Annotated in this window: 18 protein-coding genes; all 18 read right to left on the bottom strand. The window is 72.5% G+C overall.

Annotated elements, in window-relative coordinates:
* Positions 1–4: 4 nt before the first annotated feature.
* The 18 genes from rfbC to QCN29_RS06605 are packed head-to-tail and all read right to left on the bottom strand — an operon-like array spanning position 5 to position 23589.
* Positions 5–556: a dTDP-4-dehydrorhamnose 3,5-epimerase gene (gene rfbC, locus QCN29_RS06690; RefSeq protein WP_279926950.1), complete on the bottom strand. Its 552-nt coding sequence runs from the start codon at positions 554–556 to the stop codon at positions 5–7.
* An 11-nt stretch (positions 557–567) separates the two neighbouring features.
* A complete protein-coding gene (locus tag QCN29_RS06685) occupies positions 568–1800 on the bottom strand; it encodes a polysaccharide pyruvyl transferase family protein (RefSeq protein ID WP_279926784.1) in 1233 nt (410 codons plus the stop codon).
* Positions 1797–2744, bottom strand: coding sequence for a glycosyltransferase family 2 protein (locus QCN29_RS06680; protein WP_279926783.1), 948 nt, complete (start codon positions 2742–2744; stop codon positions 1797–1799). Before QCN29_RS06680 ends, QCN29_RS06685 begins: the two co-directional genes overlap by 4 nt.
* Positions 2741–4039 (bottom strand): hypothetical protein, encoded by a 1299-nt coding sequence (locus QCN29_RS06675; protein WP_398859138.1) that lies wholly within the window; start codon positions 4037–4039, stop codon positions 2741–2743. The genes QCN29_RS06680 and QCN29_RS06675 overlap by 4 nt, the downstream gene beginning before the upstream one ends.
* The gene (locus QCN29_RS06670; RefSeq protein ID WP_279926782.1) at positions 4036–5376 is read right to left on the bottom strand and encodes a DUF4910 domain-containing protein; all 1341 of its coding nucleotides are present in this window, start codon (positions 5374–5376) and stop codon (positions 4036–4038) included. The genes QCN29_RS06675 and QCN29_RS06670 overlap by 4 nt, the downstream gene beginning before the upstream one ends.
* Positions 5373–6398: an NAD-dependent epimerase/dehydratase family protein gene (locus QCN29_RS06665; RefSeq protein WP_279926781.1), complete on the bottom strand. Its 1026-nt coding sequence runs from the start codon at positions 6396–6398 to the stop codon at positions 5373–5375. Before QCN29_RS06665 ends, QCN29_RS06670 begins: the two co-directional genes overlap by 4 nt.
* 3 nt (positions 6399–6401) lie before the next feature.
* Complete coding sequence (locus QCN29_RS06660; protein ID WP_279926948.1) at positions 6402–7049, bottom strand: PIG-L deacetylase family protein; 648 nt, start codon at positions 7047–7049, stop codon at positions 6402–6404.
* A complete protein-coding gene (locus QCN29_RS06655; protein WP_279926780.1) occupies positions 7046–7885 on the bottom strand; it encodes a glycosyltransferase family protein in 840 nt (279 codons plus the stop codon). The genes QCN29_RS06660 and QCN29_RS06655 overlap by 4 nt, the downstream gene beginning before the upstream one ends.
* Complete coding sequence (locus QCN29_RS06650; protein ID WP_279926779.1) at positions 7882–9183, bottom strand: class I SAM-dependent methyltransferase; 1302 nt, start codon at positions 9181–9183, stop codon at positions 7882–7884. Before QCN29_RS06650 ends, QCN29_RS06655 begins: the two co-directional genes overlap by 4 nt.
* Entirely contained in the window at positions 9180–10454 is a 1275-nt protein-coding gene (locus tag QCN29_RS06645; protein ID WP_279926947.1) for a glycosyltransferase, read from the bottom strand. Before QCN29_RS06645 ends, QCN29_RS06650 begins: the two co-directional genes overlap by 4 nt.
* Before the next feature lie 11 nt (positions 10455–10465).
* On the bottom strand, positions 10466–11761 hold the full coding sequence (locus tag QCN29_RS06640; RefSeq protein ID WP_398859137.1) for an O-antigen ligase domain-containing protein: 1296 nt from the start codon (positions 11759–11761) through the stop codon (positions 10466–10468).
* Between the two features lies 1 nt (position 11762).
* Complete coding sequence (locus tag QCN29_RS06635; protein WP_279926777.1) at positions 11763–13283, bottom strand: right-handed parallel beta-helix repeat-containing protein; 1521 nt, start codon at positions 13281–13283, stop codon at positions 11763–11765.
* A gap of 11 nt (positions 13284–13294) precedes the next feature.
* On the bottom strand, positions 13295–15274 hold the full coding sequence (locus QCN29_RS06630) for a heparinase II/III family protein (RefSeq protein ID WP_279926776.1): 1980 nt from the start codon (positions 15272–15274) through the stop codon (positions 13295–13297).
* Positions 15271–17469, bottom strand: a complete 2199-nt coding sequence (locus QCN29_RS06625; RefSeq protein ID WP_279926775.1) for a bi-domain-containing oxidoreductase — start codon at positions 17467–17469, stop codon at positions 15271–15273. The genes QCN29_RS06630 and QCN29_RS06625 overlap by 4 nt, the downstream gene beginning before the upstream one ends.
* 17 nt (positions 17470–17486) lie before the next feature.
* A complete protein-coding gene (gene asnB / locus QCN29_RS06620) occupies positions 17487–19421 on the bottom strand; it encodes an asparagine synthase (glutamine-hydrolyzing) (protein ID WP_279926774.1) in 1935 nt (644 codons plus the stop codon).
* 3 nt (positions 19422–19424) lie between these two features.
* A complete protein-coding gene (locus QCN29_RS06615; RefSeq protein ID WP_279926773.1) occupies positions 19425–20978 on the bottom strand; it encodes a Wzz/FepE/Etk N-terminal domain-containing protein in 1554 nt (517 codons plus the stop codon).
* Entirely contained in the window at positions 20975–22372 is a 1398-nt protein-coding gene (locus tag QCN29_RS06610; protein ID WP_279926772.1) for a Wzz/FepE/Etk N-terminal domain-containing protein, read from the bottom strand. The genes QCN29_RS06615 and QCN29_RS06610 overlap by 4 nt, the downstream gene beginning before the upstream one ends.
* Positions 22369–23589, bottom strand: coding sequence for a glycosyltransferase family 4 protein (locus tag QCN29_RS06605; protein ID WP_279926946.1), 1221 nt, complete (start codon positions 23587–23589; stop codon positions 22369–22371). The genes QCN29_RS06610 and QCN29_RS06605 overlap by 4 nt, the downstream gene beginning before the upstream one ends.
* Positions 23590–23668 lie beyond the last annotated feature (79 nt).

The following is a 23668-nucleotide window of genomic DNA, read 5'->3' as shown; positions in this document are numbered from 1 at the left end:
TGCCTCAGCTCTCTCTGTGCTTCACGACCTCGGCGAGGCTCGGCGCCTCCCGGTCCCGCATGGACATCGATGTGGCCGGCAGCGGCCAGGGAACGGCGAGTTCCGGGTCGTCGAAGGCGATCGTCACGTCCTCGGCCGGATCGTGCGGGCGGTCGATCCGGTACGAGACGTCGGCGGTGTCGGTCAGAGCCTGGAAGCCGTGCGCGCATCCCGCCGGGATGTACAGGGTCGTCTGCGTCTCGTCGGACAGCGTGAAGAAGGCCCGGTTGAGGTATGTCGGCGAGCCCGGCCGAAGGTCCACGACGACGTCGAAGATCCTCCCGTACGAGCACCTCACCAGCTTGGCCTCGCCGGCGCCGGAGCGCAGGTGCAGGCCGCGCAGCACGCCCCGGACCGAGCGGGACAGGCTGTCCTGAACGAAGGCGTCCGGGTCCAGGCCCACCGAGCGGACCACGTCGGCGTCGAAGGTGCGGCAGAAGAAGCCGCGTTCGTCGGCGTGCGGCGTCGGCTCGAACAGGTACGTGCCGGCGATCTCCGGGACTTCGGTCGCTTTCACTCCGGGCGTGTTCATGGAGCCTCCCGCAAGGCGTGGGCGTGGTCGGCGGCCGGGAACAGGGCCGCGGTCAAGGCGGTGAACTGGTGCTCGAGGCGTCGGGTGATGTCCTTGTTCCGCTCGGCAAGGGTCCGCCGCAGCTGGGCCGACTGCTTCTCCAGCGCCCGGAACTGCTCGAGCAGCCGGTCGGCGTCGACCTCGCGAGCCGGGTGGCAGTACGCGTCCAGCCCCATCCGAGCCATGAGCGCGTCGCTCTTCGCCGCATAGCTGAGTGCGAGCGTCGGCGTGCCGGCCTTCAGCGCGCAGATCAGGTTGTGGTAGCGGGTCGCCACCACGGTGTCGGCGGCCGCCGTCTCCTTCATCAGGTCGGCAAGGGAGGCCGCCCCGGCCGCGGTGACCAGCGGCGAGTCCACCGCCTCGAGGATCGCGGCGACCACCGGCGCGTCGCACTCGTCGCCGGTGAGCAGCCGGACCGGCCTGCCCTCCTCGACCAGTGCGCGGACGAAGCGGATCGTCCCGTCGAGGTAGCGGCGATGGATCTCCTCGGCCCGGGCGCGGTCGTCGTCGCCGCCGTGGAAGGCCATGACGCCGAGACAGACTCGGCCCGGAGCGCCCGGGGACGCGCTCGCCGGCGGCGTCGGCAGGGCGAATGCGAGGTCCGGGTAGACCTCGTCGCGCGCGGTGTCCACGCCCATCGCCCGCATCGCGTCGCGGGACAGGGCGTCCCGGTACGACCGGTAGGCGGCCAGCCGCGCCGACCAGCGCACCAGGGTTCGGGTCGGCCGGTTGCCGATCGCGTCCGCGCCGACGCTGACCAGCGCGACCCGGGTGCCGAACAGCCGGCCGGACGCGCAGAGCAGGAACAGCGAGTACGGGAAACCCCACGGCCGCAGCGGCAGCGTGGCTTCCAGGACGCCCATGCCCGGCACGATCACCACATCGTGCCGGCGCACCCAGGCGGCGGTGCGGACGGCGTCGACGAGTTTGCCCAGGCCCTTGCCCGCGATCGCGCCCGCACGCGACGCGGTCCGGTACTCCCCGCGGTACCAGTGCAGCCGCGTGGCGGGGATCCGGTACCGGGCCGCGACGACCTCGGGTCCGCCGCACAGCGCGTCCACGACCGCCTCCGGGTGCTCGGCGCGGAGGTATCCGAGCACGGCCTCGAGCGACCCGTCGTTGCCGAGGTTGCCGGAGCCGAGCAGGCCGAACACGCCGACGCGCACCGGAGTCTCGTTCGCGGGCGTCATGCCTGCCTCCCTCTGCGGCCGGCGACCAGGGCGTCGACGGAGACGGTGAGCCGGCCCGGGTCGACCGGGGCGCGGTCCTCGACCCGCTCGCCGGCGCCCGGCCGGACCCGGCTGGCCGCCCACGCGACCAGGTGGCGGTGGCAGGCGCGCCGGTCGGCCGGGGACAACGGGGCCCGCCGGATCGCCGAGACGAAGCCCCAGACGTACTCGGCGAGCAGCCGGGGCGTCGGGTGCAGCGGGCCCGCCCGGCGCGGATCCAGGTTGACGCACCGGGAGCGCTTGGAAGGGTTCGCCCGCTCGGCGCGGGTGGGGTGGTCGCGGCGGAAGTACAGCAGCTCCGGCACCTGGTGGAAGGGCCCGTGCAGGGCGATCTCGGCGACGAATGTGCGGTCCGCGTGGTGGTAGCTGTCGTGCGGCTTCACCCGGCGCAGTACGTCGGCCCGCATCACCCCGTAGAAGTCGTCGCCACCGGGTTCGAACAGCAGGCTGCGGAAGCGCTCCGGCGCGTGCGGCGAGTCGGTGGCGAGCCCGTACGCGTATGGGACTTTCACCTGGCCGTCGCCGTCTATGACCGCCTGGCCGCTGTGCGCGAGGATCATGTCCGGCCGCTCGTCCAGCGCCGACACGCAGCGCCGCAGCAGGTCCCGGGCGTACAGGTCGTCGTGCGAGGCCCACTTGAACAGCTCGCCGCGGCACCGGGTGAACACATGGTTGTGGTTCGGCGCGGCGCCGATGTTCCGGGGCAGCCGCAGGTACCGGATGCGCGAGTCCCGCGCCGCGTACTTGCGGCAGATGTCCTCGGTCCCGTCGGTCGAGGCGTTGTCGGAGATGACCAGCTCGAAGTTTTCGTAGGTCTGGCCGAGGAGGGCGTCGAGGGATTCGGCGAGGTACTCCTCGCCGTTGTACACGGGCAGGCCGATGCTCAGCCTGGGTCGGGCGGTCATGGCGTCCTCACTTCGGGAATGGAGTCCTGGTGGTGCTCGCGCTGGGCGGAGCGCAGCTGGAGCCACCACACGGCGGAGGCGGCGAGGGTCGCGGTGGCGACGCCCCAGGCCGAGCCGACCGTGCCGGCCATGGCCGCGCCGCCGAGTCCACCAGCCACATAGCAGCCGGAGGCGAACAATTGGCAGCGCAGGCTGCGCCGGGCCGCGGCGAGGGCGCGCAACCCGGCCGCCGCGCCGGTGCCGAGGCCGGCGCCGGCGACGCCGAGGGTGACCGGCACGATGAGCTGTGCGGCGGAGTGCCAGACGTCGCCGAGCACGAGCTCGCCGAGCCGGTCCGGCATCAGCAGCAGCGCCCCGCCCCAGAACACGGCGGCGACGGCCTGCCCGCCTCCCAGCAGCAGGCAGAACGTGCCGAGGCGGTGCGGGGCCCGCCGCAGGACCCGTGCCGCCTCCGCGACGGTGACCAGCGAGAGGCCCATCAGCACCGCGAGGAACGGGCCGAGCAGCAGCTCGGCGCCCCGGACCGCGCCCACCGCGCCGACCCCGACGATCGCGCCGAGCCCGTACGCACGCAGCTGGCTCGCGCCGCTGAGGCTGACGTTCTCGACGAGATACCGGTAGCCGAGGTCGCGCTGCTCGCGCAGCCACGCGCGCGCCTGGGCCGTGCGCGGCAGGATGCCGGACTGGACGTAGCCGTACCCCGCGGCGACCGTCGCGGACGCGCCCCAGGCGAGCACGAAGGCGGCCACGCTGCCCACGCGGGCCGCCACCACCATGGCCGGGACGAGTGCGACGCCCCACACGAGGTCGTTGACGAACGCCTTCTTCCCGGTGCCCGCGGCGAAGAACGAGTACCGCCAGGCGTCTTGGAGCAGCAGCCCGGGCAGCACCACGCCGAGACAGGCGAACGCGGGCCCCACCTGGCCGCCGAGGGCGAGGCCGGCCACCACACCCGCCGCGCCGATGACGGCGCCGACGCCGACCGCGGTGCCCGACGACCGGGCCACCGCCCCGCGCCAGGCCGTGTCCGACACGCCGCTGAAGCGCACCACGAGCGGGTCGGTGGCAAGGCCCCGGGAGACGTTGAGCACCACGCCGTAGGTCACCCAGGCGAGGCTGAACACGCCGAACGCGGTCACCCCCAGCGAGCGGGCCACGTAGATCCCCACCGCGAAGTTGCTGATGCTGGAGGCCGCCTGGTCGGCCAGCCCCCAGGACAGCCGGCCGGCGAAGGTCCGCCGGGTGGATCCCGCCGGTGCCTTCGCCTTCTCCTCCTCGGTGGTCATCGGCGTCATGCCTTGATCAGACCGGCGCCGTGCAGGGCGTCGGCCGCGTCGGCGACGGTGTCGAACGGCAGCCCGGACCGCTGGGCGACGTCCAGCAGAGAGTGCTCGCCGTCGGAGAGGCTGAGCACCCAGAGCATGGCCATCTGGGCCTGCTTCGCGTCGCTGCGGCCGCCGAGGGATTCGTACAATCCCCGTCGGCCCAGCTGCGGCTCGCCGTAGGGACTGAGGTTGACGTACCGTCGGTTGCGGTCCAGCACGGAGAACGCCTCGAGGCAGACGGCGAGAGTGTCCGCCAGCGCCTCCGGGGAGACAAAGGCCAGGTCGTCCGCCGAGGTGTGGTACTCGGGGTAGCCGGCGTACGGGGTCCGGCTCAGTGAGCCCACGCCCAGATCGAACCCGGGCGAGCAGAACTGCCGCTCGTCGTAGCCGTACGGAGTGAACTCGGCGACGCGGTGCGGGCGGTCGGAGGCGAGCAGCACATGCCGCATCACCCGGTCGATCTCCGCGTCGCCGCGCCTGCTCTGCTTGTACGTCAGCTGTCCCGGGTCGCCGGCGCAGGCCAGCACCAGCCCGTGTCTGACCCTTCCCCCGGCTCTCGGCTCCTCCCCCGGCCGTCGGCCGGGAGGGGCCCCCGGGGCAGGGGATGCCCCGTTCACCCGGTCCGCGTTGCGGGCCAGCCAGGTGATCGCCCCGATGGTGCCGGGCGCGAACAGGAACCGGTAGGTGTACCACGGTGTCCGCTCCGCCAGCGACCGCGCCAGATAGGTCGCCACAGCGATGCCGGCCACGTTGTCGTTGGCCAGCGACGGGTGGCAGACGTGGCAGGAGACGATCACCTCGTCGGCGACCTGTCCGGGGACCACGTGCTCGGCGTAGGTGAGGTGGCCGTCGGCGAGCGTGGAGTCGATGCGCACCTGGTACTCGCCGTCCGGCATGGCGTCCAGCGTCTCCTGCGCCAGGCAGAACCCCCACTCCGGCTGGTAGTAACTGGTGCGGTAGGGCACCCAGGACGGGTGCTCCGGCAGGGTGTGCAGGTGTCCGCGCAGTTCGTCCAGCGGCATGGTCGCCGCGACCGGCACGCTGTAGCCGAGCACGTGCAGGTTGGACGCGGCGAAGTCGACGACCCGGTTGCCGGCGGCGTCGGCGATGTACGCGTCCCGGATGTTCCACTCCTGCGGCACCGTCCAGTCCAGCACCCGGGTTCCGGTCGGCACCTCGTGCACCTGCAGCGGGACGTACTCGTCGACGATCTTCAGAGTGGCGCGCACACCGTCGCCGGTGATGCTCCGGCACAGCGGGTACAGCCGCTCCACCAGCTGGTATATCTCTTCGCCTGCTGCGGTCATCGGCGCCGCCGCAGGGTGTCGTCGACGGCGCCGGCGTCGGACGCCGCGCGCAGCACGGCCAGCCGGGTGAAGCGGCGCTCGAAGTCCTCCCGGGTCAGCCCGTGTTTCCGGTAGGCGTCGGCGAGTTCGAGCGCGCCCTGCTTCACCGTCCACTCGCAGTCGAAGCCGGGTACGGCGTTGCGGAACCGGCTGAAGTCCACGCGGTACGAACGGGGATCGGCGCCGGTCTCCCCGGTGATCCGCACCTTCGAGCCGGACACGGCCTCGGCGACCTGCTCGGCGATCTCGGCGACCGTGACGTTGTTGATCTCGCTGCCGATGTTGAACGCCCGGTCGTGCACCGCCTCGCGCGGCGCGGTCAGCGCCGCCGTGAAGGCTCGTGCGATGTCGGCGGCGTGCACCAGCGGACGCCAGGGGGTGCCGTCGGAGAGCACCAGCACCTCGCCGGACAGGAACGCGTGGCCCACCAGGTTGTTCAGCACGATGTCGGCGCGCAGCCGGGGTGAGTAGCCGAAGGCGGTGGCGTTGCGCATGAACACCGGGCTGAAGTCGCCGTCGGAGAGCGCGTGCAGGTCGTCCTCCACCCGCACCTTGGACTCCGCGTACGGCGTCACCGGGCGCAGCGGGGCGTCCTCGGCCACCAGCTCGCCGCCGCCGGCGGCGCCGTAGACCGAGCAGGTGGACGCGTACAGGAAGCGCCGCACTCCGGCGTCGCGGGCCAGCCGGGCGAGGCGTACGGACGCGTGGTGGTTGATGTCGTAGGTGAGTTCCGGCGCCAGCGCTCCCAGCGGGTCGTTGGACAGAGCGGCCAGATGGATCACGGCGTCGACCCCGGCCAGGTGTTCGGCCGTGACGTCGCGCAGGTCCACCTGCGGCCCCGGCGGGTCCACGGGCTGCGGGCCCAGCACGCAGTCGGCGAACAGGCCGGAGTCCAGCCCGACGACCTTGTGCCCGGCGGCCGCGAGCAAGGGGGCCATCACGGTGCCCAGGTAGCCCTGGTGTCCGGTGAGCAGTACGCGCAAGGTTCATTCCCCCAGGTTCAGAGTGAGTTTGGCAGCGGCGAACGCCTCGGCGTAGCGCGCGTGGCTTTCGATGCCGCGGATTCGGGCAAGACCGAGGAAGGCTTCCCGGTCGTACCAGGGCCGGTGCCGTTGCGAGGGGTAGTGCTCCTGCAGCAGCCGCACCTTGCGTTCGGCGACCTCCGGCGACAACGGCTGGTACGCCGCCGGACGGCCGAGATCGCCGTCCCACTTGACGATCTCGTAGCCGAGCACCAGGTGGTCGCGGAACGCGGTGGGAACGAGCTTCGCCAGGCCGCGGTGGTCCTGGTGCGCGTCATCGGTGCGCGGGGCCAGCACGAGATCCGGCTCGGTGCGCAGGCGCAGTTCCTCGACCGCGGCCTTGGCCTCCTCCCAGTGCGCCGGCAGCCGGCCGTCCGGCAGCTTGAGCACGGTCAGCCGCAGGTCGGCGTCCGGGCAGAAGGCGGTGAGCGCGGCCTGCTCCTCCTGCTCCCGCTCGCTGCCGCCGCCGGAGAGCACCAGCGCGTCGACGCGGATGCCCGGCCGCGACAGGCACAGCGTCAGCAGTGTTCCGCCGGCGCCGATGGCGATGTCGTCGCAGTGCGCGCCCACCGCGACGACTCGGTCCAGGCGCTCTGCCCCGAGCCGGATCACGCCCACGCTCCGGAGCCGATTCCGCTGCCGATCCCGCCGCCGGTCCCGCCCGCCCGCACGCCGTCCCTTTCCCACACGGCCCACGGGCGGTCGCCCCGGGCGTAGGCCTCGTCGAGCGCGGCCCGCTCCTTCACGGTGTCGGTCGGCTTCCAGAAGCCGCGGTGCCGGTGCGCCACCAGCCGTCCGCGCTTGGCCAGTTGGGTGCATCCGTCGGCGACCAGGTCGCCGTTCTCCGGGATGTGGTCGAAGACCTCCTGGCGGAGCACGAAGTAGCCGCCGTTCTCCCACAGCGGCAGTTCGCTCACCGCGGTGATGCCCCCCACCAGGCCGTCGTCGCCCAGGTCCACGCAGTGGAACGAGGACTGCGGCGGCACCACCATCATCGACGCGCCGGCGTCGCGCCGGGCGAACCGGTCGATCATCTGGGGCAGCGGGGCATCGGTGAGCACGTCGGCGTAGTTGGCGAGGAACATCTCGTCGCCGTCCAGGTGGCGACGGACCCGGCGCAGTCGCTCCCCGATCGGTGACTCGATGCCGGTCTGCACGAACGTGATCGTCCAGGAGGCGATGTCGGTGGACAGCAGCTCCGTCCGCCCGCCGCGCAGCACGAAGTCGTTGGAGGTCGTCTCCTCGTAGTTGAGGAAGAAGTCCTTGATGTGGTGGGCCCCGTACCCGAGGCACAGGATGAACTCCGTGTGCCCGTAGTACGCGTAGTAGCGCATGACGTGCCAGATCAGCGGTCGCGGGCCGACCATCGCCATCGGCTTGGGCACGTCGTCGGAGGTTCCGTTGCGCATGCGCAGCCCGTAGCCGCCGCAGAACAGTACGACCTTCAAGGCTTCACCTCGACAATGCTCAGTTCCGGAATGGGGAAGACCAGTCGGCCGCCCCAGGAGTGCACAAAGGACAGCTGCTCGACCAGTTCGGCCCGCAGGTTCCACGGCAGGACGAGGACGTAGTCCGGTCTGTCGGCGGCTATCCGCTCGGGCGGCAGGATCGGGATGCGGGTGCCCGGGGTGAACCTGCCGTGCTTGTAGGGGTTGCGGTCGACCGTGTACGCGAGCAGGTCGGGCCGGATGCCGCAGTGGTTGAGCAGGGTGTTGCCCTTGCCCGGGGCGCCGTAGCCGACGACCGTCTCGCCGCGCTCGGCCGCCTCGATGAGGAACCGCAGCAGGTCCCGGCGCACCTTGGCCACCCGGGCGGAGAACTGGGTGTACCCGGACAGCTCCTGCAGCCCGGCGGCCTTCTCCCGGTCCAGCACGTCGGCCACCCTTCCCCGAGCTCTCGGCTCCTCCCTCAGCCTTCGGCCGGGAGAGGCCCCCGGAGCGGGGGACACCCCATGGGCCGGCTCGCCGGCCGCCTCGGCCGGCCGGGCCCACAGCCGGATGGAGCCGCCGTGCGTGGGCAGCAGCTCGACGTCCACGAGCGCGAGTCCGCCGCTCGCCAGCGCCCGGGCCGCGGAAGCGACCGTGTAGTACTGGAAGTGCTCGTGGTAGATCGTGTCGTACTGGTTCTCCTCGATCAGGGTCAGCAGGTGCTGCACCTCGATGGAGACCCAGCCGTCGTCGGCGACCAGGGCGCGCAGTCCCCGGGTGAACCCGACCACGTCGGGGATGTGTGCGTACACGTTGTTGGCCACGACCAGGTCCGCCGGGCCGTGCTCGGCGCGGACGCCGGCGCCGGTGGCCGGGTCCAGGAACGCCGTGAGCGTGGGCACACCCGCGTCCCGCGCCGCGGCGCCGACGTTCACCGACGGCTCGATGCCGAGGCAGCGGATCCCGCGGTCCACCACATGCCTCAGCAGGTACCCGTCGTTGCTCGCGACCTCGACCACGAAGGCGTCGGCGCCGAGCCCCAGCCGCTGTACGGCGTCGGCGACGAAGGCGCGGGCGTGCTCCACCCAGGAGGTCGAGTAGGAGGAGAAGTACGCGTACTGCGTGAACGTCTCCTCCGGCGTGATCAGCGGAGGGATCTGCGCGAGCCAGCACTCGGTGCAGACCCGCAGGTGCAGCGGGTACGTCGGCTCCGGCTGGTCCAGTTGGTCCGCGGCGAGGAAACTCTCGCACGGCGGGGTCGCCCCGAGGTCGACGACGCTCACCGGCGCCGCCGAGCCGCAGAGTCGGCATCGTGTCATCTACTGCCCCCATCCCGCTCGCGCGGGCGCCCCCGCAGCGAGCCAGTGTTCTCGTCCCCTGACGGCGGCGGGCTGCCCCCGCCGCCGGACCGACCCGCGATCGCGGTGCGGTACCCGTCCACCAGGCGCTCCAGCCCGACGGCCGGGCTGAAGCCCTGTTCGTAACGGCGCCGGGCCGCCTGGCCCATCTCCCGGTTGCCTGCCGGATCGGTCGTGATCCGGCGCAGGCAGGACGCGAGCGAGGCGGGCTCGCCCGGCCGGTGCAGCAGCCCGGTCACCCCGTCCTCGACGAGTTCGACGAAGGCGCCGTGACCGGCGGCGACGGCCGGGACCCCGGCCGCCATCGCCTCCACGACCACCAGGCCGAACGCCTCCAGCCAGGTGGAGGGAGCCACCACGGCGACCGACCGCGCGACGGCCTGCCGGCACTCCTCCGGGTCGTACAGGCCGACGTACCGGACGTCGTGCCGGCCCGCCGCCCAGGCGGTCACCTCTCGCTCCAGCGGCCCCGTGCCGGCGATCACGAGCGGCACGCCCACACCTCCGCCGGCGGCGATCTCGTCCCACGCGGCCATGAGCAGCCGCACGCCCTTGGCCTCCGCGAGCCGGCCGAGATAGAGCAGCTGCTCGCCGTCGCCCACTCGGCGGGCGTCCGGCTCTGGCACGAAGTTGTGCTTCACCGCCATCCGTTCGGGTGGCATGCCGGCCCGCACCAGGACGTCGCGCTGCGCCGCGGAGATGCAGAAGAACCGCTCCACGCCGGTCCACCACCGCCGCCGGTTGACCGACAGGCTCACCGCGAGCGGCGCCGTCGCCAGCCGGGAGCCCCGGTAGCAGCCGTGCCGGACGGCGGGCAGCGGCGCGGACCCGACGCACTCGGTGCACGGCCGGCCGTCCCGCTGCAGCGTGCCGGGCGGGCAGACCTGGGTGTAGTTGTGCAGTGTGGCGACTGCGGGCACGCCGGCGTCGGCGCAGGCGGCCAGCACCGCCGGCGACAGGAGCGGGAAGACGTTGTGGATGTGCACCACGTCCGGCCGCTCGGTGCGGAGCCGGGCGGCGAGCTCCGCGCGGACCACCGGGTTCCACGGCACCAGCAGCGGCACCGCGGCCTTGCCCAGCAGGGACCGGGCGGCGATGTCGTCGCTGCGCCGCTCGAACACGTCGACCCGGTGGCCGGCTCCGCGCAGCAGCGCCGCCTCCTGGTCGACGACCTTGTTCTCCCCGCTCGGCTGCGCCGAGGCGTAGCGGTTGTGCACTGCTAGAACGTGAATGCCGTGCATGTTCAGGTCACCTCCGATCTCCGGGCCCATTGCGGGATGCGTCGTCGAGGGTCTTCGGGTCTTGAGAGGGGAGCGGCCGCGGCAGGCGCCGCCAGCAGCGAGGCGGCCACGGCCAGATGCAGCAGATACGGCGAGGCGTCGCCCAGCCCGGCCTCGGTGTACGACGCGATCGCGCAGTAGCTGATCAGGAAGATCGCGCAGGCCCTCGAAAGCGACGGCGGCCGCAGCAGTGCGACGCCGCCCAGTGTGATGATGATCGCCGCCACCAGGGTGACGCCGGTCAGACCCTGCTCGTGGTAGACGGCCAGCCAGCTGTTGTCGATCGGCAGCCCGCCGAACGACTTGTCGCCCAGGCCCGTGCCGAACAGGTACTCCGAGGCCGTCCGGGGTGCTGCCAGCAGGGCGTCCCAGACCTTGGCCCGACCGGTGAGGTTGGTGAAGTTCTCCTGGCTCTGTCCGCGCAGGAACCACGCCTGCAGCGCCGAGTTGAACCCCACCGCGGCCACGGCGGCGCACAGCACCGCCCAGGCGAAGAACCGGCGGGCGGCGGCGCTGGTCAGGATCAGCGAGCCGATCGCCAACGCCAGCCCGATGAGCAGGCCGAGCGTGGCCGTGCGGGTATGGGTCAGCGCGAGCAGGACGACCGCAGGCACGATGACCGCCGCCGCGCTGCCCCGGTCGGTCCGGCGGCCCAGGACGAGCAGCACGGCAAGCCCGGTGATCACCGCGGCGTACTGTCCGATCTGCGGCGGGGTGAGCGGCCACAACGCGCCCACCAGCCGCCCGCCGTAGAGCTCGGGCATGGCGGCGCCCGGTGAGATGAGCGCGCCGGCGGCCACCGACCCGAGGACCGCGACGTACATCCGGATGTGGTGCCGGACGAATGTCAGGCTGCCGTCCCACCAGCGGCTGAGCAGCCACAGCGTGCCGACGAAGAGAGCCAGCCGGGCGCAGCGGAACAGCGCGCCGAACCCGGACTCCAGGCTTGCGCTGGAGATCACGCTCGGCGCCAGCAGCAGGGTGAGCAGGAGCACATAGGCGCTGGGCCGGATGCGCAGCCGGAGGTTGACCGCGAGCGCCAGCGCGAACGCGGCGACCAGCGCTCCCATGGTGACCATCTGGATGAGGGAGCGGGGCAGCGGGATGATGGTCTTCGCCCCTGTGGAGCCGAGCGTGTTGAGGATCAGCAGCCCCCAGACCGCCCCGACGATCTTCTCCGTGTGATCCGTGTGGCCTGTGCGGTCCCTATGATCCGTGCGGTCCGTATGGTCCGTGTGGTCCGTGTGGTTCGGGCTCATCTCAACCACCGTCCCGTGCCCGGAAGGTGCTGCCCGCGTCCTGCCGGTACGGCGTGCCCTGCCACTGCCGGAAGTCGAGTACCCGGCCCGGGTCGTGGGCGACGAATTTCCATGGTCCGAGGTAGACGTTGTCGTGCCAGCGGTTGTGCTGCTTGCGGGTGATCGCCTCGGCCACCCGCTCGCCCCGGTACGGCGACCAGTCCGGATAGGTGCCGTAGTTGGCCAGCACCGCCATGCGGTCGCACTTCACCGTGCAGTCGACGACGGACTTGTCCAGCACGAAGCGGTTGCCGTGGATGTCCACCCGCTGGGTCTTCCACCGGCAGTCGGCGTAGAGCGGTGCGGTGGCGATCGCCGGCTGCGCGCAGCGGTCGGTGTTCTTCACCAGCAATGTGCAGTCACCGGAGGAGGTGTTGGCCGGGCTGTTGCAGAACCGGTCGGCGTTCTCCCACAGGGTGATCCCCGACCAGTTGTTCTCCAGCACGTTCCGATAGATCTCGATCTTGTCGGTACGGGCTCGGATCCGTGGTTCGCCGCCGGACTCGGACAGGTAGACGGTCGCGAAGGGGAAGTTGTCGCCGCGGTCGGCGTGCCTACGGCCCTCGACCCAGTTGTTCCGCCTGATCGTGTTCTTCCGGATGACCGCGTTGTAGCTGGTCTCGTAGATCAGTGCGGCGCCGTCGTTGGCCTCGAGCAGGTTGTCCTCGATGCGGAAGTCGTTGTTGTTGGTGTCCGCCCATAACCCGGCTCCGCGGTTGTCGTGCACCCAGTTGCCGCGTATGTCGGCGCCGTTGACGGCCCAGAACTTGACGCCTCCGGTGCAGCCGCAGCCCGGCCGCCGCCGCTCCCAGTCGTCCTTGTTGTTGTCTGCGATCTCGTTGCCCTCGACCACCAGGTCGCTGATGCGGCCGGCGGCCTTGTACGCGTTCATGCCGTACTGGCCGTTGCCGCGCAGACAGCTGGCGCGGACCTGCTGGCGGGCGCCGGCCATCAGCCCGGCGCCGGAGTTGTTCTGGATCGTCGCGTGCTCGATCACCCACCCGTCGGCCGAGTCATGGTTGACCACGCCTTCGTCGTGCGGCGCGACGAAACCCTGCACGGTCAGGTGGCGGATGGTGACGTCGCGGGCGGCGCCGCCGAACGCGTACTGGTTGGTCTTCCGGCCGTCGAGCACCGCGCCCGGCGCGCCGAGGTAGCTGTTCCCCTCCTTGGGGATGACCTGGGCGTAGCGGTCCGGCCGGAGCCGGTGCTTGCCCGGTCGAAGCCAGAACGTGGTGTTCGGCGGGCTGCTCTTGGTCTTCGCAGCCAGGTCACCGGGCACCGCGGGGTCGACCGTCACCGCGCCGGCCGGCGCCTTCGCCGGCCCGGCCGCGGGCTTGGCGCACACCCGGGCCGCGGACGTGGACGGCGCGGCGGTCGGCTCCGGCCGCGCGTCCGGCGTGCTCTCGCAGCCGGTCGCCGCCAGCAGGGCCAGCGCCAGCGGCGCCGTCGGCAGCGCCCGGCGCCGCCACTTGATCCGCACGCGTCTCCTCCCTAGCCGCGGAACCCGAGTACGGTGGTGTACTCCGCCGGCGGCGCGGCGGCGTCGGCGAAGCCGGCGCCGACCAGCGTTGTGGTGGGTTCTTTGCGCCCGAAGCCGGCGGAGTACCAGCCCAGCGGCGGGTTGCTCTCGCCGCGATGCGCCCGCCAGCACAGCTGCCCGGGCAGGTCGAGCACCGCGGAGCGGTCCTCGCCGTCCCGGGTCCAGGTGAGCAGGGCCCGGTTCCCCACCAGGTCCGCGGCGATCGCCGGGCCGAGGTGGAACGCCAGGTGCACGGCCCGGCGCGGGCCGTGTCGGCCGCGGACCTCGTCGACCACCCTCAGCTCCTTGGCTGCGGCCGTCAGCTCCACCCGGCGGTGGTGCACGACGCCCTGGTAGCCGTGGTGCTCGGCGCACCAGCGGGCCGTCCCCCCGTCGGAGGCGTCGGATGTGTCCGCGACCAGGACGCGGCTCCTGGCATGCCGGGTCCACAGGAACGGGCCGCCGGAGACGGACTGGTCACCGCCGTCCAATCGCAGGGTGTTGTGGCCGAGGGTCGACCGGAAGTACTGCCGCCACTCGGGCTGCCCGTGGTAGCAGTACGTCCCGGGGTCGGCGAGCACGTCGACCCCGTCGTGCCGGACCTCCACGGACAGCGCGTCCGCGTGGGCGTGCGCGGCGATGGACAGGAAGCCGTGCGGACCGCCGTCGCAGCGGCACCAGATCTCCTCCGGACCGCGCAGGATGGTGAGCCCCGCGTCGGCGAAGTGGCCCGGCCGGCTTGCCGGGCGGGCTGCGGCCGGTGCGGCAGGCCGGATGAGCGCGGCCAGCAGCGGGGTGCGCACATCGGCCCCGGACACCGCCGGCCACCAGGGGAGCCGGCCGAACACGGCGTCCCCGGTGGCCAGCAGCGAGGCCCAGCGGTTGCCGCCCGCGCCGTCCACGACCAGACCGTGCCCGTCGTCCGCGTCCCCCTGGCGCGGCGGCCGCAGCCGGCTGTCCACGATGGCCGCCAGCGCGTCGGTCATCCGCAGCAGCACCAGCCGGATCGATGCGGGGACCGGCACGCCGGCGGCATCCGCCTCGGCCACCGCTGCCAGGCCGAGTTCCAGCACCAAGCCGTGGTACTCGGTGGCCAGTTCGCGGTTGAGGCCGGAGCCGAAGGTGTTGCTCCGCAGATGCCGCTCCAGCGACCGCAGCGCATCGGCTCGCCAGCGCGCCGATGAGGGGAACCACCCGAAGGCGCAGGCTGCGGCGAACTGCCCGGCGGCCTCTGCGATGACATGGTTGTTCGCCGAAGACCCGCGGCTGGGGAAGGCGGCCAGCCAGCGCTGGTGGTGCCAGATCTGGTTCAGCGCCGCCGGGTTGCCCTCGAACAGCCCGGCCGCGCCGCGCCAGCCGTCGAGCAGCCGGCGGATCCACACCCAGGACAGCAGCCGGATACCCAGCTCGATGCCGCTGGTCCAGTGCACTCCGCGCAGCGGTGGGTTGGCCGCCCACCACGACCGCAGATGCCCGGCCACCCGCTCGGCATACCGCTCGTCCCCGGTGGTCGCGTAGGCGGCGGCGAGCACGGTGAGGTACTGGTGCCGGGACGGCTCCCAGATCTGCTTGACGTCCCCGACCGCGTCCTCGTCCCGGTACGGCACGTCGAAGGCGTAGCCCCGCGGAGCCCGCCGCCCGGTCTTGGGGTCGTACTGCCAGTCCGGGTCCGCCAGGTCGTCGCGGTCCACCCCGAAGTACACGGCGTGCCCGGCCATCAGCCGGTCCGCCTCGGCGAGGAGGCGTTTCGCGGCGTCCGGCGGCACCGCGGCGAGCGTCCCCGCGGGCAGTGCCGCGGTGAACCGGGCGCCGGTCACGCTCGGGCAGTCCGGCAGGCCCGACCGCCACCGCCGCCTGCGCACCGCGTCGCCCACCCGGCCGCCGACCTCCCGCGGCCCCATCCGGGACAGCCGCCGCAGGTACCAGCCCGCACTTCCCGCGCTCACGGTCATCGCGCCCTCGCCAACGTCACCGGCGCGCCGCCGGCCAGGCCGGTCTGCACGGCGAGGGTGGCCGCCGTGGTGGCGACCAGCGACTCCAGCGGCACCGGCATCGGCCCGCCGGTCCGCACGGCCTTGACGAACGCGGCGAGTTCGGCGTTCTGGCCCTTGTCCCGGGCCTTGGGCAGCCGTGAACCGACCCAGCGCCTGCGGCGGCCGTCGTAGACGGCGGCGCGGACGAAGTCGTCGAGGCGCAGCGCGTGGCCGTCCGCGACCAGGTCCAGTGTCTCCTTGGGGAAGCCGGCCGGGCCGGTGGTGACATAGCTGATGGCGGCGGTGGACCCGTCCGGGTAGCGCAGCACCGTCTGGATGTCGCCGCTGCCCTCGTTCCCGGACGTGCCGACCGCGTACACCGAGACCGGGTCGGCGTCGAGCAGACAGCTCGCCGTGTCGATGAAGTGCCCGCCCTCGCCGGCGAACCGGGAGCCCTCGGCGCCCTGCCGGAGGTACCAGCTGCCGTGCTCCAGGCGGCCCGCGTTGACCAGGTAGCGCAGGCTCGCCGGGCCGGTCCGGGCGCCGAACTGCTTCCTGGCCTCAAGCAGCAGCGGCGCGAACCGGCGGTTGAAGCCCACCTGGAGCCGGTCGTTGCCGGACTCCTCCACCGCCGCGAGCACGCCGGCCAGCTCGTCCTCGGTGAGGGCCAGGGGCTTCTCCACGAACACGGTCTTGCCGGCCAGCAGCGCCTTCCGGGTCAGTTCGGCGTGCGAGCTGTGCCGGGTGACCACGAACACCGCGTCGATGGACTTGTCGCCGAGCACGGCGTCGAGATCGGTGGTCGCCTCGGCGAAGCCGAACTTCCGCTGCGCGTTGGCCGCGGACAGCGCGGTCGTGGTGACGACGGTCGACAGCGTGACGCCGTCGCGCTGTGCCAGGTGCGGCAGCAGCATCGAGCTCGCGTAGTTGCCCGCGCCGACGAATGCCAGCCGCACCGGCGACTTGGCGGCTCTGGCCGTGCCGGACGCTCCGCCGCCGCGTCCCTTCACCTCGGGCAGGGCCACCGCCGGAGCCTGGGCTTCCGACTCGTGTTCGGGGTACCGGAACAGCACCGCCACGGCCTTCAGATCGCCGTCCTTCAGCCGCTGGTACGTCTCGACGGCGTCAGCGAAGGCGGCGACGTGGGAGACCAGCGGCTCCACGTCGACGCTGCCGCGGGCGAGGAGATCGAGGAAGCACGCCAGGTTGCGGCGCTCGGTCCAGCGCACATAGCCGATCGGGTAGTCCCGACCCTCCAGCTCGTACTCCGGGTCGTAGCGCCCGGGGCCGTACGACCGGGAGAACCGGACGTCGAGCTCCTTCTCGTAGTACGCGTTCCACGGCAGGTCCAGGCGGCACTTGCCGATGTCGACGACCCGGCCGCGGTCCCGGCAGAGCCGGGCGGCCAGCTCTACGGGCTGGTTGCTGCCGCCGCCGGCGGCCAGGTACACCTGGTCCACGCCATGACCGCCGGTGAGCTCGGCGACGGCGGCTTCCACGGCCGCGGACGCGGGATCGCCGCAGGCCGCCGCACCCAGGCGCTCGGCGAGCTCGCAGCGCACCGGGTCGGGGTCGACCCCGACGACGCGGACCCCGGAGGCGGCCAGCAGCTGCACCACCAGCTGCCCGATCAGCCCGAGGCCGATGACCAGCGCCGCATCGCCGAGCCGTGACTCGCCCTGGCGGACGCCCTGCAGCGCGATGGACCCGACGGTGCCGAAGGCGGCGTGCCGCGGCGCGAGGCCGTCCGGCACCCGGGCGTAGAGGTTCTTCGGCACCCAGTTCAACTCGGCGTGCAGCGCGTGCTCGTTGCCGGCGCACGCCACGAGGTCGCCGACCGCCACATCGTCGATCCCGGCGCCGACCTGCTCGACCACCCCGCACAGCGAGTAACCCAGCGGCGTGTAGGAGTCCAGCTTGCCCATCACCTTGCGGTAGGTGGCAGGCACCCCGTTGGCAGCGACGCTCTGCACGACCTTGGCCACCTGATCCGGCCGTGAACGGGCCTTGCCCACCATCGACATGCCGGCCTCGGACACCTTCATGAGCTCGGTCCCGGTGGAGATCAGCGAGTAGGCGCTGCGCACCAGCACACCGCCCGGCTTGCACCCCGGCGCCGGCACGTCGAGCAGCGCCAGCTCGCCGCTCTTGTAGTTCTGCACAACCTGTTTCACCCGAACTCCTCTGATTCCTAAGCCGTTGACCGGGTGCTCTGGCCGGCCCCGGAGGTCGCGTCGCGATACCAGTACTCGAGGGTCAGCACATGCCACAGATGCTTGGAGAAGTCCCGCTGTCCGGCGGCGTCCTCGGCGACCAGCCGCTGCAGCGCGTCGCGGCGCAGGAACCCGGAACGCACGAGCACGCCGTCATGCACCACCTCGCGCACCAGCGGCGCCAGATCCCGGCTCATCCAGGCCCGCAGCGGGGCGCTGAACAGGCCCTTGGGCCGGTACACGATCTCCCGGGGCAGGATCGAGCAGGCCGCCTCCTTGAGGACGGCCTTGCCCTGCCGTCCCACGATCTTGCGGTCGCCGGGCACGGCGAACGCCGCCTTGACCACCTCGACGTCCACATACGGCACCCGCACCTCGGTCGACGCGGCCATGCTCGACCGGTCCGTGTACGCGAGGTTCAGACCCGGCAGGAACATCCGGGCGTCGCCCAGGCACATGCGGTTGACGAAGTCGTCGAGGTCGTTGTCCTGGTAGACGTCCGCGTGCTCGGTCAGCACGTCCTCGACCGTCCCGGCCAGGTCCGGATCGACCAGGGCGAGCAGCTCGTCCTGGTCGTACATGGTGTAGCTGCGCCGGAACGCGGTCTCCTCCGGCAGATCGGCGAAGGAGAGGAACCGCTTCGCGAAGCGCACCGACCGGTACCCCCGGCGGGCCGTGGCGACCGGCAGCCGGTCCACGGCCCGGAACAGGCCGCGCCGCAGAGGCCGCGGGACGCGCTGGTAGCGCAGCGCGATCAGGTTGGCCAGGTGCTTGCGGTAACCGGCGAACAGCTCGTCGGCGCCCATCCCCGAGAGCATCACCTTGACCCCGGCCTCCCGGGCGGCCGAGCAGATCAGAAAGGTGTTGATCGCGGCGGGGTCGCCGATCGGCTCGTCCAGGTGGTACGTCATCTGCGGCAGCAGGTCGAGCACGTTCGGGGCGATCTCGATCTCATGCAGGTCGACGCCGAACCGCTCGGCCACCCGCCGGGCATAGCGCAGGTCGTCCGGCATCGCCTCAAACCTGGCGTCCTCGGCGCGGAACCCGATCGTGTAAGCGGAGATCCCGGGTCGGTCGCGGGCCGCCAGCGCGGTCAGATAGCTGGAGTCCAGCCCGCCGGAGAGGAAGGTCGCCACGGGTACGTCGGAGAGCAGGTGGCGACGGGTCGACTCCTCGACGATGGCGGCGACATCCGGCTGCTCGCCGCCCCGGGCCCGCTCCCGGGCCTCGGCGGCGACGTCCTTCAGACGCCAGAACCGGCCGCGTTCCACCCGGCCGTCGGGCCGGCACCTGAGCCAGCTCCCCGGCGGCAGCTTCTCCGCTTCGCGGAACGCGCACCGTGAGTCCGGCACCCAGTAGTACAGCAGCGAGGCCACCAGCGCCGCATGGTCCACCTGCAGCGACCCGCCGGTCACGGCGGCGAGCGCCTTGAGCTCGGAGGCGAACACCAGGCCCTCGCCGCGCCGGAGCAGGAACAGCGGTTTGATGCCGAGCTGGTCGCGGGCGAGCACCAGGTCCCCGGTCCGCTCGTCGAAGATCCCGAACGCGAACATGCCGCGCAGCCGGGGCAGGCAGTGGGTGCCCCAGCGCCGCCAGGCCTCCAGCAGCACCTCGGTGTCGGAGGCGCCGCGGAAGCGCACCCCGGCGGCTGCCAGCTCGGCACGCAGCTCGGGCGCGTTGTACAGCTCGCCGTTGTACGTCAGGACCAGGCCGTCCGAGACCATCGGCTGGGCGCCGGTCTCGGACAGGTCGATGATGGCCAGTCGGCGGTGCCCGAGGTGCACTTCGCCGTCACCGGCGGGGTGGTCGTATCGGCCCGCCCCGTCCGGACCGCGGTGGGCGAGGGCGCCGGTGAGCCGGTCGGTCACGGCCTTCCCGTCCGGCCATCGGTACGTGCCTGCGATGCCACACATGTCCTACCGTGCCTCCTGGTCGCTGTCCGGGACCCGTGCCGCCCACATCGGCAGCCGCTCCGCCTGCCGTCGGCCTTCCCCCACTGCCTGAACGGCGTGGGAGGTACCCCCGCCCTTCTGTCGGGCCAGTTGCTCGTTCCGGCCGCGCAGCGCGATGTGCAGCCCGTCCCACAGCGTGCCGTCGGTCCGGTCACGCGGATCGGGGTCGATCAGCACCACGCCGATCACCGGAATATGCTGGTCCGCGAGCTGCCGCGCCACGGTGTGCAGCCATGCGGCGCTGCCGTGCCCGGCACGCACGACGAGCACGGTCCGGGTGCCGAGATACCTCAGGTCGGTCCACGCCGCGCCGGGGGCCACCGAGCCGACGCCGAGCCTGCGCTCCTGATGCGACACGGCCGCGGCACGCTCGCCGCTGACCACGATCGGGTCTCCTTGCCTGGGACGGCGGCCTGCGAGCCGCAGGCCGGGCAGACCGTCGATGATGACCGCCGGCTCCTCCGCCGCCAGTGCCCTGCCGAGGTCCAGGGCGATCATGCTCGTGCTGCGCGCACAGCCCAGTTCCAGCAGCGACACCGGTTCCGCGGAGCTGCGCACGGTGCGGGCCAGGGAGGCGGTGAGCCTGGTCCGTGCCGCCCGGATCCGTCGGCGCTGCCAGAGTCCGGCCGACCGGCGGGGCAGCTCGGCGATGACCGAGGCGCCGAGGTTTGCCGCGATCTCCCGGCGGAGTACGGGGCGGTCCGCCACCACCGTGCCGACCGCGGCCACCGCGAGCCCGAGGACGAGCCCGAGGGCGAGCCCGATCGCGGCGTTGGCGGCAGCGGCCCTTGGCAGGGAGTGACGCACCGCGTGCGGGGCGTCCACGATCTGTGTGCCGGCGATGAGTTGGGGCGTGCCGACGCGCGCCTCCGCGGCGCGCTGGCCGAAATCGGTGATCCGCGAGGTGAGTTCGGCCCGGCGGGCGAAGAGCGACTCCATGTTCGCCGACGCCTTCGGCCCGCTCTCCGCCGATCCGTCTCCGATCGCCTTGTCGACCTGGGCGAGTTCGTCCCGCATTCGGTCACGCTGGTCGAGCAGGCTCTCGGCCTCGGCGTTCGCGGCTTCCCGTATCCGTCTCACATGGTCCGCGACGAACGCGTCGGCCAGCGCCTTGGCGCGGGCCACCGCTTCCGCGTCGCTGTCACCCGTCGCATTGATCTGCAGCAGGTTGTTGGTCAAGCCGACGCCCTCGTAGTCCTGCATGAAGTCCTCCGGTTTCTCCCGGGACTCGAGGGACTGCAGGGCCCGACCGGCGATCCGCGTGGTGTGCAGCAGCGCGACATCGGTGCGGATCAGCGTTCCGGGATCGTTCGGCTGGTCCTCCTGGTGCGCGACCAGCACCTTGGTCACCGCTGTCGGCGGCGGCGGCAGCAGGACCGCTGCCGCAGCCCCGACGAGCAGCCCCAGCAGCGCCATGGAGCACCAGAGGCGGCGCCGCCTCCGCACCGCCACCACCAGCGCCTGCAGGTCCAGCAGCGGAGCGGCGGCCGGCGACTGGGACGTCGTACGCGCCGTCACCCTGAACCTCCCGCCGCGTCGTCGCCGACCGCGAGCGCCGCTGTGACGGCATCCCGAGGCCGGTCGGCAGACCGCGCCGGACGGGCGCGGACCACACCGGCGAGGACGATGCCGACGATCTCGTGCTTGGCGTCCGCGCACGCCTCGGCGATGCCGGCGAGCTCCCCTGCGGTCCAGCTGCCCGCGCTGAGCACGACCAGGGCGCCGGACTCATCGTCGCGGTCCGGCACCATCGGCCGGGAAACCGAAACCCCCACCACCCGCAGCATGGGGCGTCCCCCGCTCGAAGAGCTCGGGGAAGGATCGCTCCCGGCCTCGGCGACGAGCTGCCCGGCGGCCCGGCGGGCGGTCTCGTCGCCGCCCGGGACGACAACCAGCAGCCGCCGGGGGGCCGGCAGCCGCTCCCGGAGGCGGGCGCACACCCGCCGGTAGCGGATCTGCCTGCTGGCCTCGTCGCCGGACGTCTGCGGGGCGGGTATGTCCCACCGGACGTCGACGCCCAGCAGCCTGCGGATCCGGGCCCGCGGGCCACCGCCTTCCGTCCGGTGCGCGCGACGTTCACCGGGTACGTCGACGGTGCCCAGCAGCGCCGAGCCCAGCGCCGCGGCGATCTCCGGTTCGGTGCGCAGCCGGCGACTCATCCGTGCGGCGGTGAGATGGCCGATGACCGCGAGCAGGAAGAACAGCAGCGCCCCGGCGACGATGAGCTGCATCCGCGTGGGCGGCGCCTCGCCGTCCGGACGGGCCGCCGGCCCCATGACGACCATGTTCGCCTTGTTGGCCGCCGGGTCGGCCTGGTCCAGCTTGCTGACGGCCTCCTGCAGCGCGGTGCGCAGCTTGGTGAGCTCGGCGCGGGTCTGCACGCTCTCCACGGACTGCCCCGGACCGGCCGCATCGGCCAGTTCGGTGATGCGGCGGCTGGTCTGCGCCACCAGCTGCCGCAGTGCCTCGGGCCGCGCCGCAGCTTCCGGGTCGGTGCTGTCGCCTGCGATCCGCGCGGCGAATGCGACGAGCTCCCGGGCCACCTGGTCGGAGAGTTGCTGTGCGCGCTGCGGGGTGTCGGCGGTGCCCGAGATCTCGATGATGTTCCCGTCGGCGGCTTTGGCGCTCACCCGGTCCCGCAGCTCGCCGCCGCCGACCCCGGTCCAGCCGAGCGTGGCGGCCGCGCGGTCGACCACCGCCGAACTGGTCGCGATCTCCGCCTGAGTCAGCAGCTCCCGTTCTTCCCAAGCCCCCGGCAGCAGTACCGATGCCGACGTCGTGTACCGCGGCGGAAACAGCATGGAGACGCCGTAGCCGACGAGCGCACCCACCACAGCGAGGAGGGTGAGAAGCCGTCGCCGCCGACGGATAATCCGCCCGATCGTGACCAGGCGTATCGTGTCATCGCTCAATGGTGCGGCCTCCTGCGTGCCCGGTACGGGGCGCCCGGCGGCACCGGAGCGTGGTCACGGCAGGCAGCGGCGTAGGCGGCGAGCAGCGATTGCTGGGAGTTCCGCCAGGAGAGCGGCCCGCCGATCCGCTCCTGGCCGATCTTGCCCATCCGGGCCCGCTTCTCCGGATCGTCCAGCAGCAGCGCGATGAGCTTGGCGAACTCGGCCTCGTCGTTGGCGGGCGCGTAGACGGCGGCGTCGCCGGCGGAGACTCGCGCCTCCTTCAGGTCGAACGAGACGATCGGCCGGCCCATCACCATGTACTCCAGGACCTTGTTCATGGTCGACACGTCGTTGAGCGGATTGCGCGGGTCGGGGGAGAGGCACACGTCCGCGGTGGACAGCCAGCGCACCAGGTCGGCGTCCGGAATGCGCCCGGTGAACTGCACCTGCTCCGAGAGCCCGAGTCGCCGGGACAGCTCCACCATCGCGTCGAAGGTGTCGCCGGCTCCGACGAACACCGCATGCCAGTCGGTCCGCCCGAACTCGTCGCGCAGCTTCTTCAGGGCCCGCAAGGCGTAGTCGACGCCGTCCTGCGGGCCCATGACGCCGAGGTAGCACAGCAGATGAGGCTTGCCGCGCTTCAGCTCCGGCTCGGGCGGCACGGGGTGGAACCGGTCGATGTCGGGCGCGCTGCGCACCACGAAGACGTCCGCCGGCCGCCGGCCGCCGCGGCGCACCGCGACGTCCCGGTAGCTCTCGTTCGTGGCCAGCACGACGTCCGCGGCCCGGTAGGTCAGCCGTTCCAGCCCGCACACGGCGCGGTAGAGCAGGTCTTCGCCGCGGCCGAACCGGGAGAGGTACAGCTCGGGCACCAGGTCGTGCTGGTCGAACACGAACCGCGCGCCGCGCCGCTTCAGCCACAGTGCCGGCAGAAACAGCAGGTCGGGCGGGTTGCAGGCGTGGACCACGTCGACCGGGCCGACCTTCCGGGCCAGCCGGACCGTATGCCACAACGCAGATCCGTACTCCCGCAGGTAGCCGGCCGGCCCTCCGGTGGCCGCGCGCAACGGGTAGCGGTGGATCCGCACCCCGTCGATCTCCGCCTCCGGCTCCGTGTCCCGCTTGCTTCCCCGGGGACAGACGACGTGCACCTCCCAGCCCTCGTCGCGCAGCGTCGTGCACTCCTGCCACACCCGCCTGTCGAACGGCACCGACAGGTTCTCCACCAGGACCAGCGCGCGCCGGTCCGGCCGGTGGCCTCCGGCCGTCTCACCAAACGACCTGTCACCAAGCGTCCTGTCACCAAACGACGTC

This window comes from Streptomyces chengmaiensis, assembly GCF_029846775.1.
Taxonomy (GTDB): domain Bacteria; phylum Actinomycetota; class Actinomycetes; order Streptomycetales; family Streptomycetaceae; genus Streptomyces; species Streptomyces chengmaiensis.
The sequence above is the reverse complement of the archived record's forward strand: the minus strand, read 5'-3'. Positions and strand labels throughout refer to the sequence as shown.

Bases quoted from the DNA above. Each gene is read 5' to 3' on its own strand.
- QCN29_RS06680 (WP_279926783.1), bottom strand. From the start codon at position 2,744: ATGACCGCCCGACCCAGGCTGAGCATCGGCCTGCCCGTGTACAACGGC.
- QCN29_RS06675 (WP_398859138.1), bottom strand. From the start codon at position 4,039: ATGACGCCGATGACCACCGAGGAGGAGAAGGCGAAGGCACCGGCGGGA.
- QCN29_RS06670 (WP_279926782.1), bottom strand. From the start codon at position 5,376: ATGACCGCAGCAGGCGAAGAGATATACCAGCTGGTGGAGCGGCTGTAC.
- QCN29_RS06650 (WP_279926779.1), bottom strand. From the start codon at position 9,183: ATGACACGATGCCGACTCTGCGGCTCGGCGGCGCCGGTGAGCGTCGTC.
- QCN29_RS06685 (WP_279926784.1), bottom strand. From the start codon at position 1,800: ATGACGCCCGCGAACGAGACTCCGGTGCGCGTCGGCGTGTTCGGCCTG.
- asnB (WP_279926774.1), bottom strand. From the start codon at position 19,421: ATGTGTGGCATCGCAGGCACGTACCGATGGCCGGACGGGAAGGCCGTG.
- QCN29_RS06640 (WP_398859137.1), bottom strand. From the start codon at position 11,761: ATGAGCCCGAACCACACGGACCACACGGACCATACGGACCGCACGGAT.
- QCN29_RS06630 (WP_279926776.1), bottom strand. From the start codon at position 15,274: ATGACCGTGAGCGCGGGAAGTGCGGGCTGGTACCTGCGGCGGCTGTCC.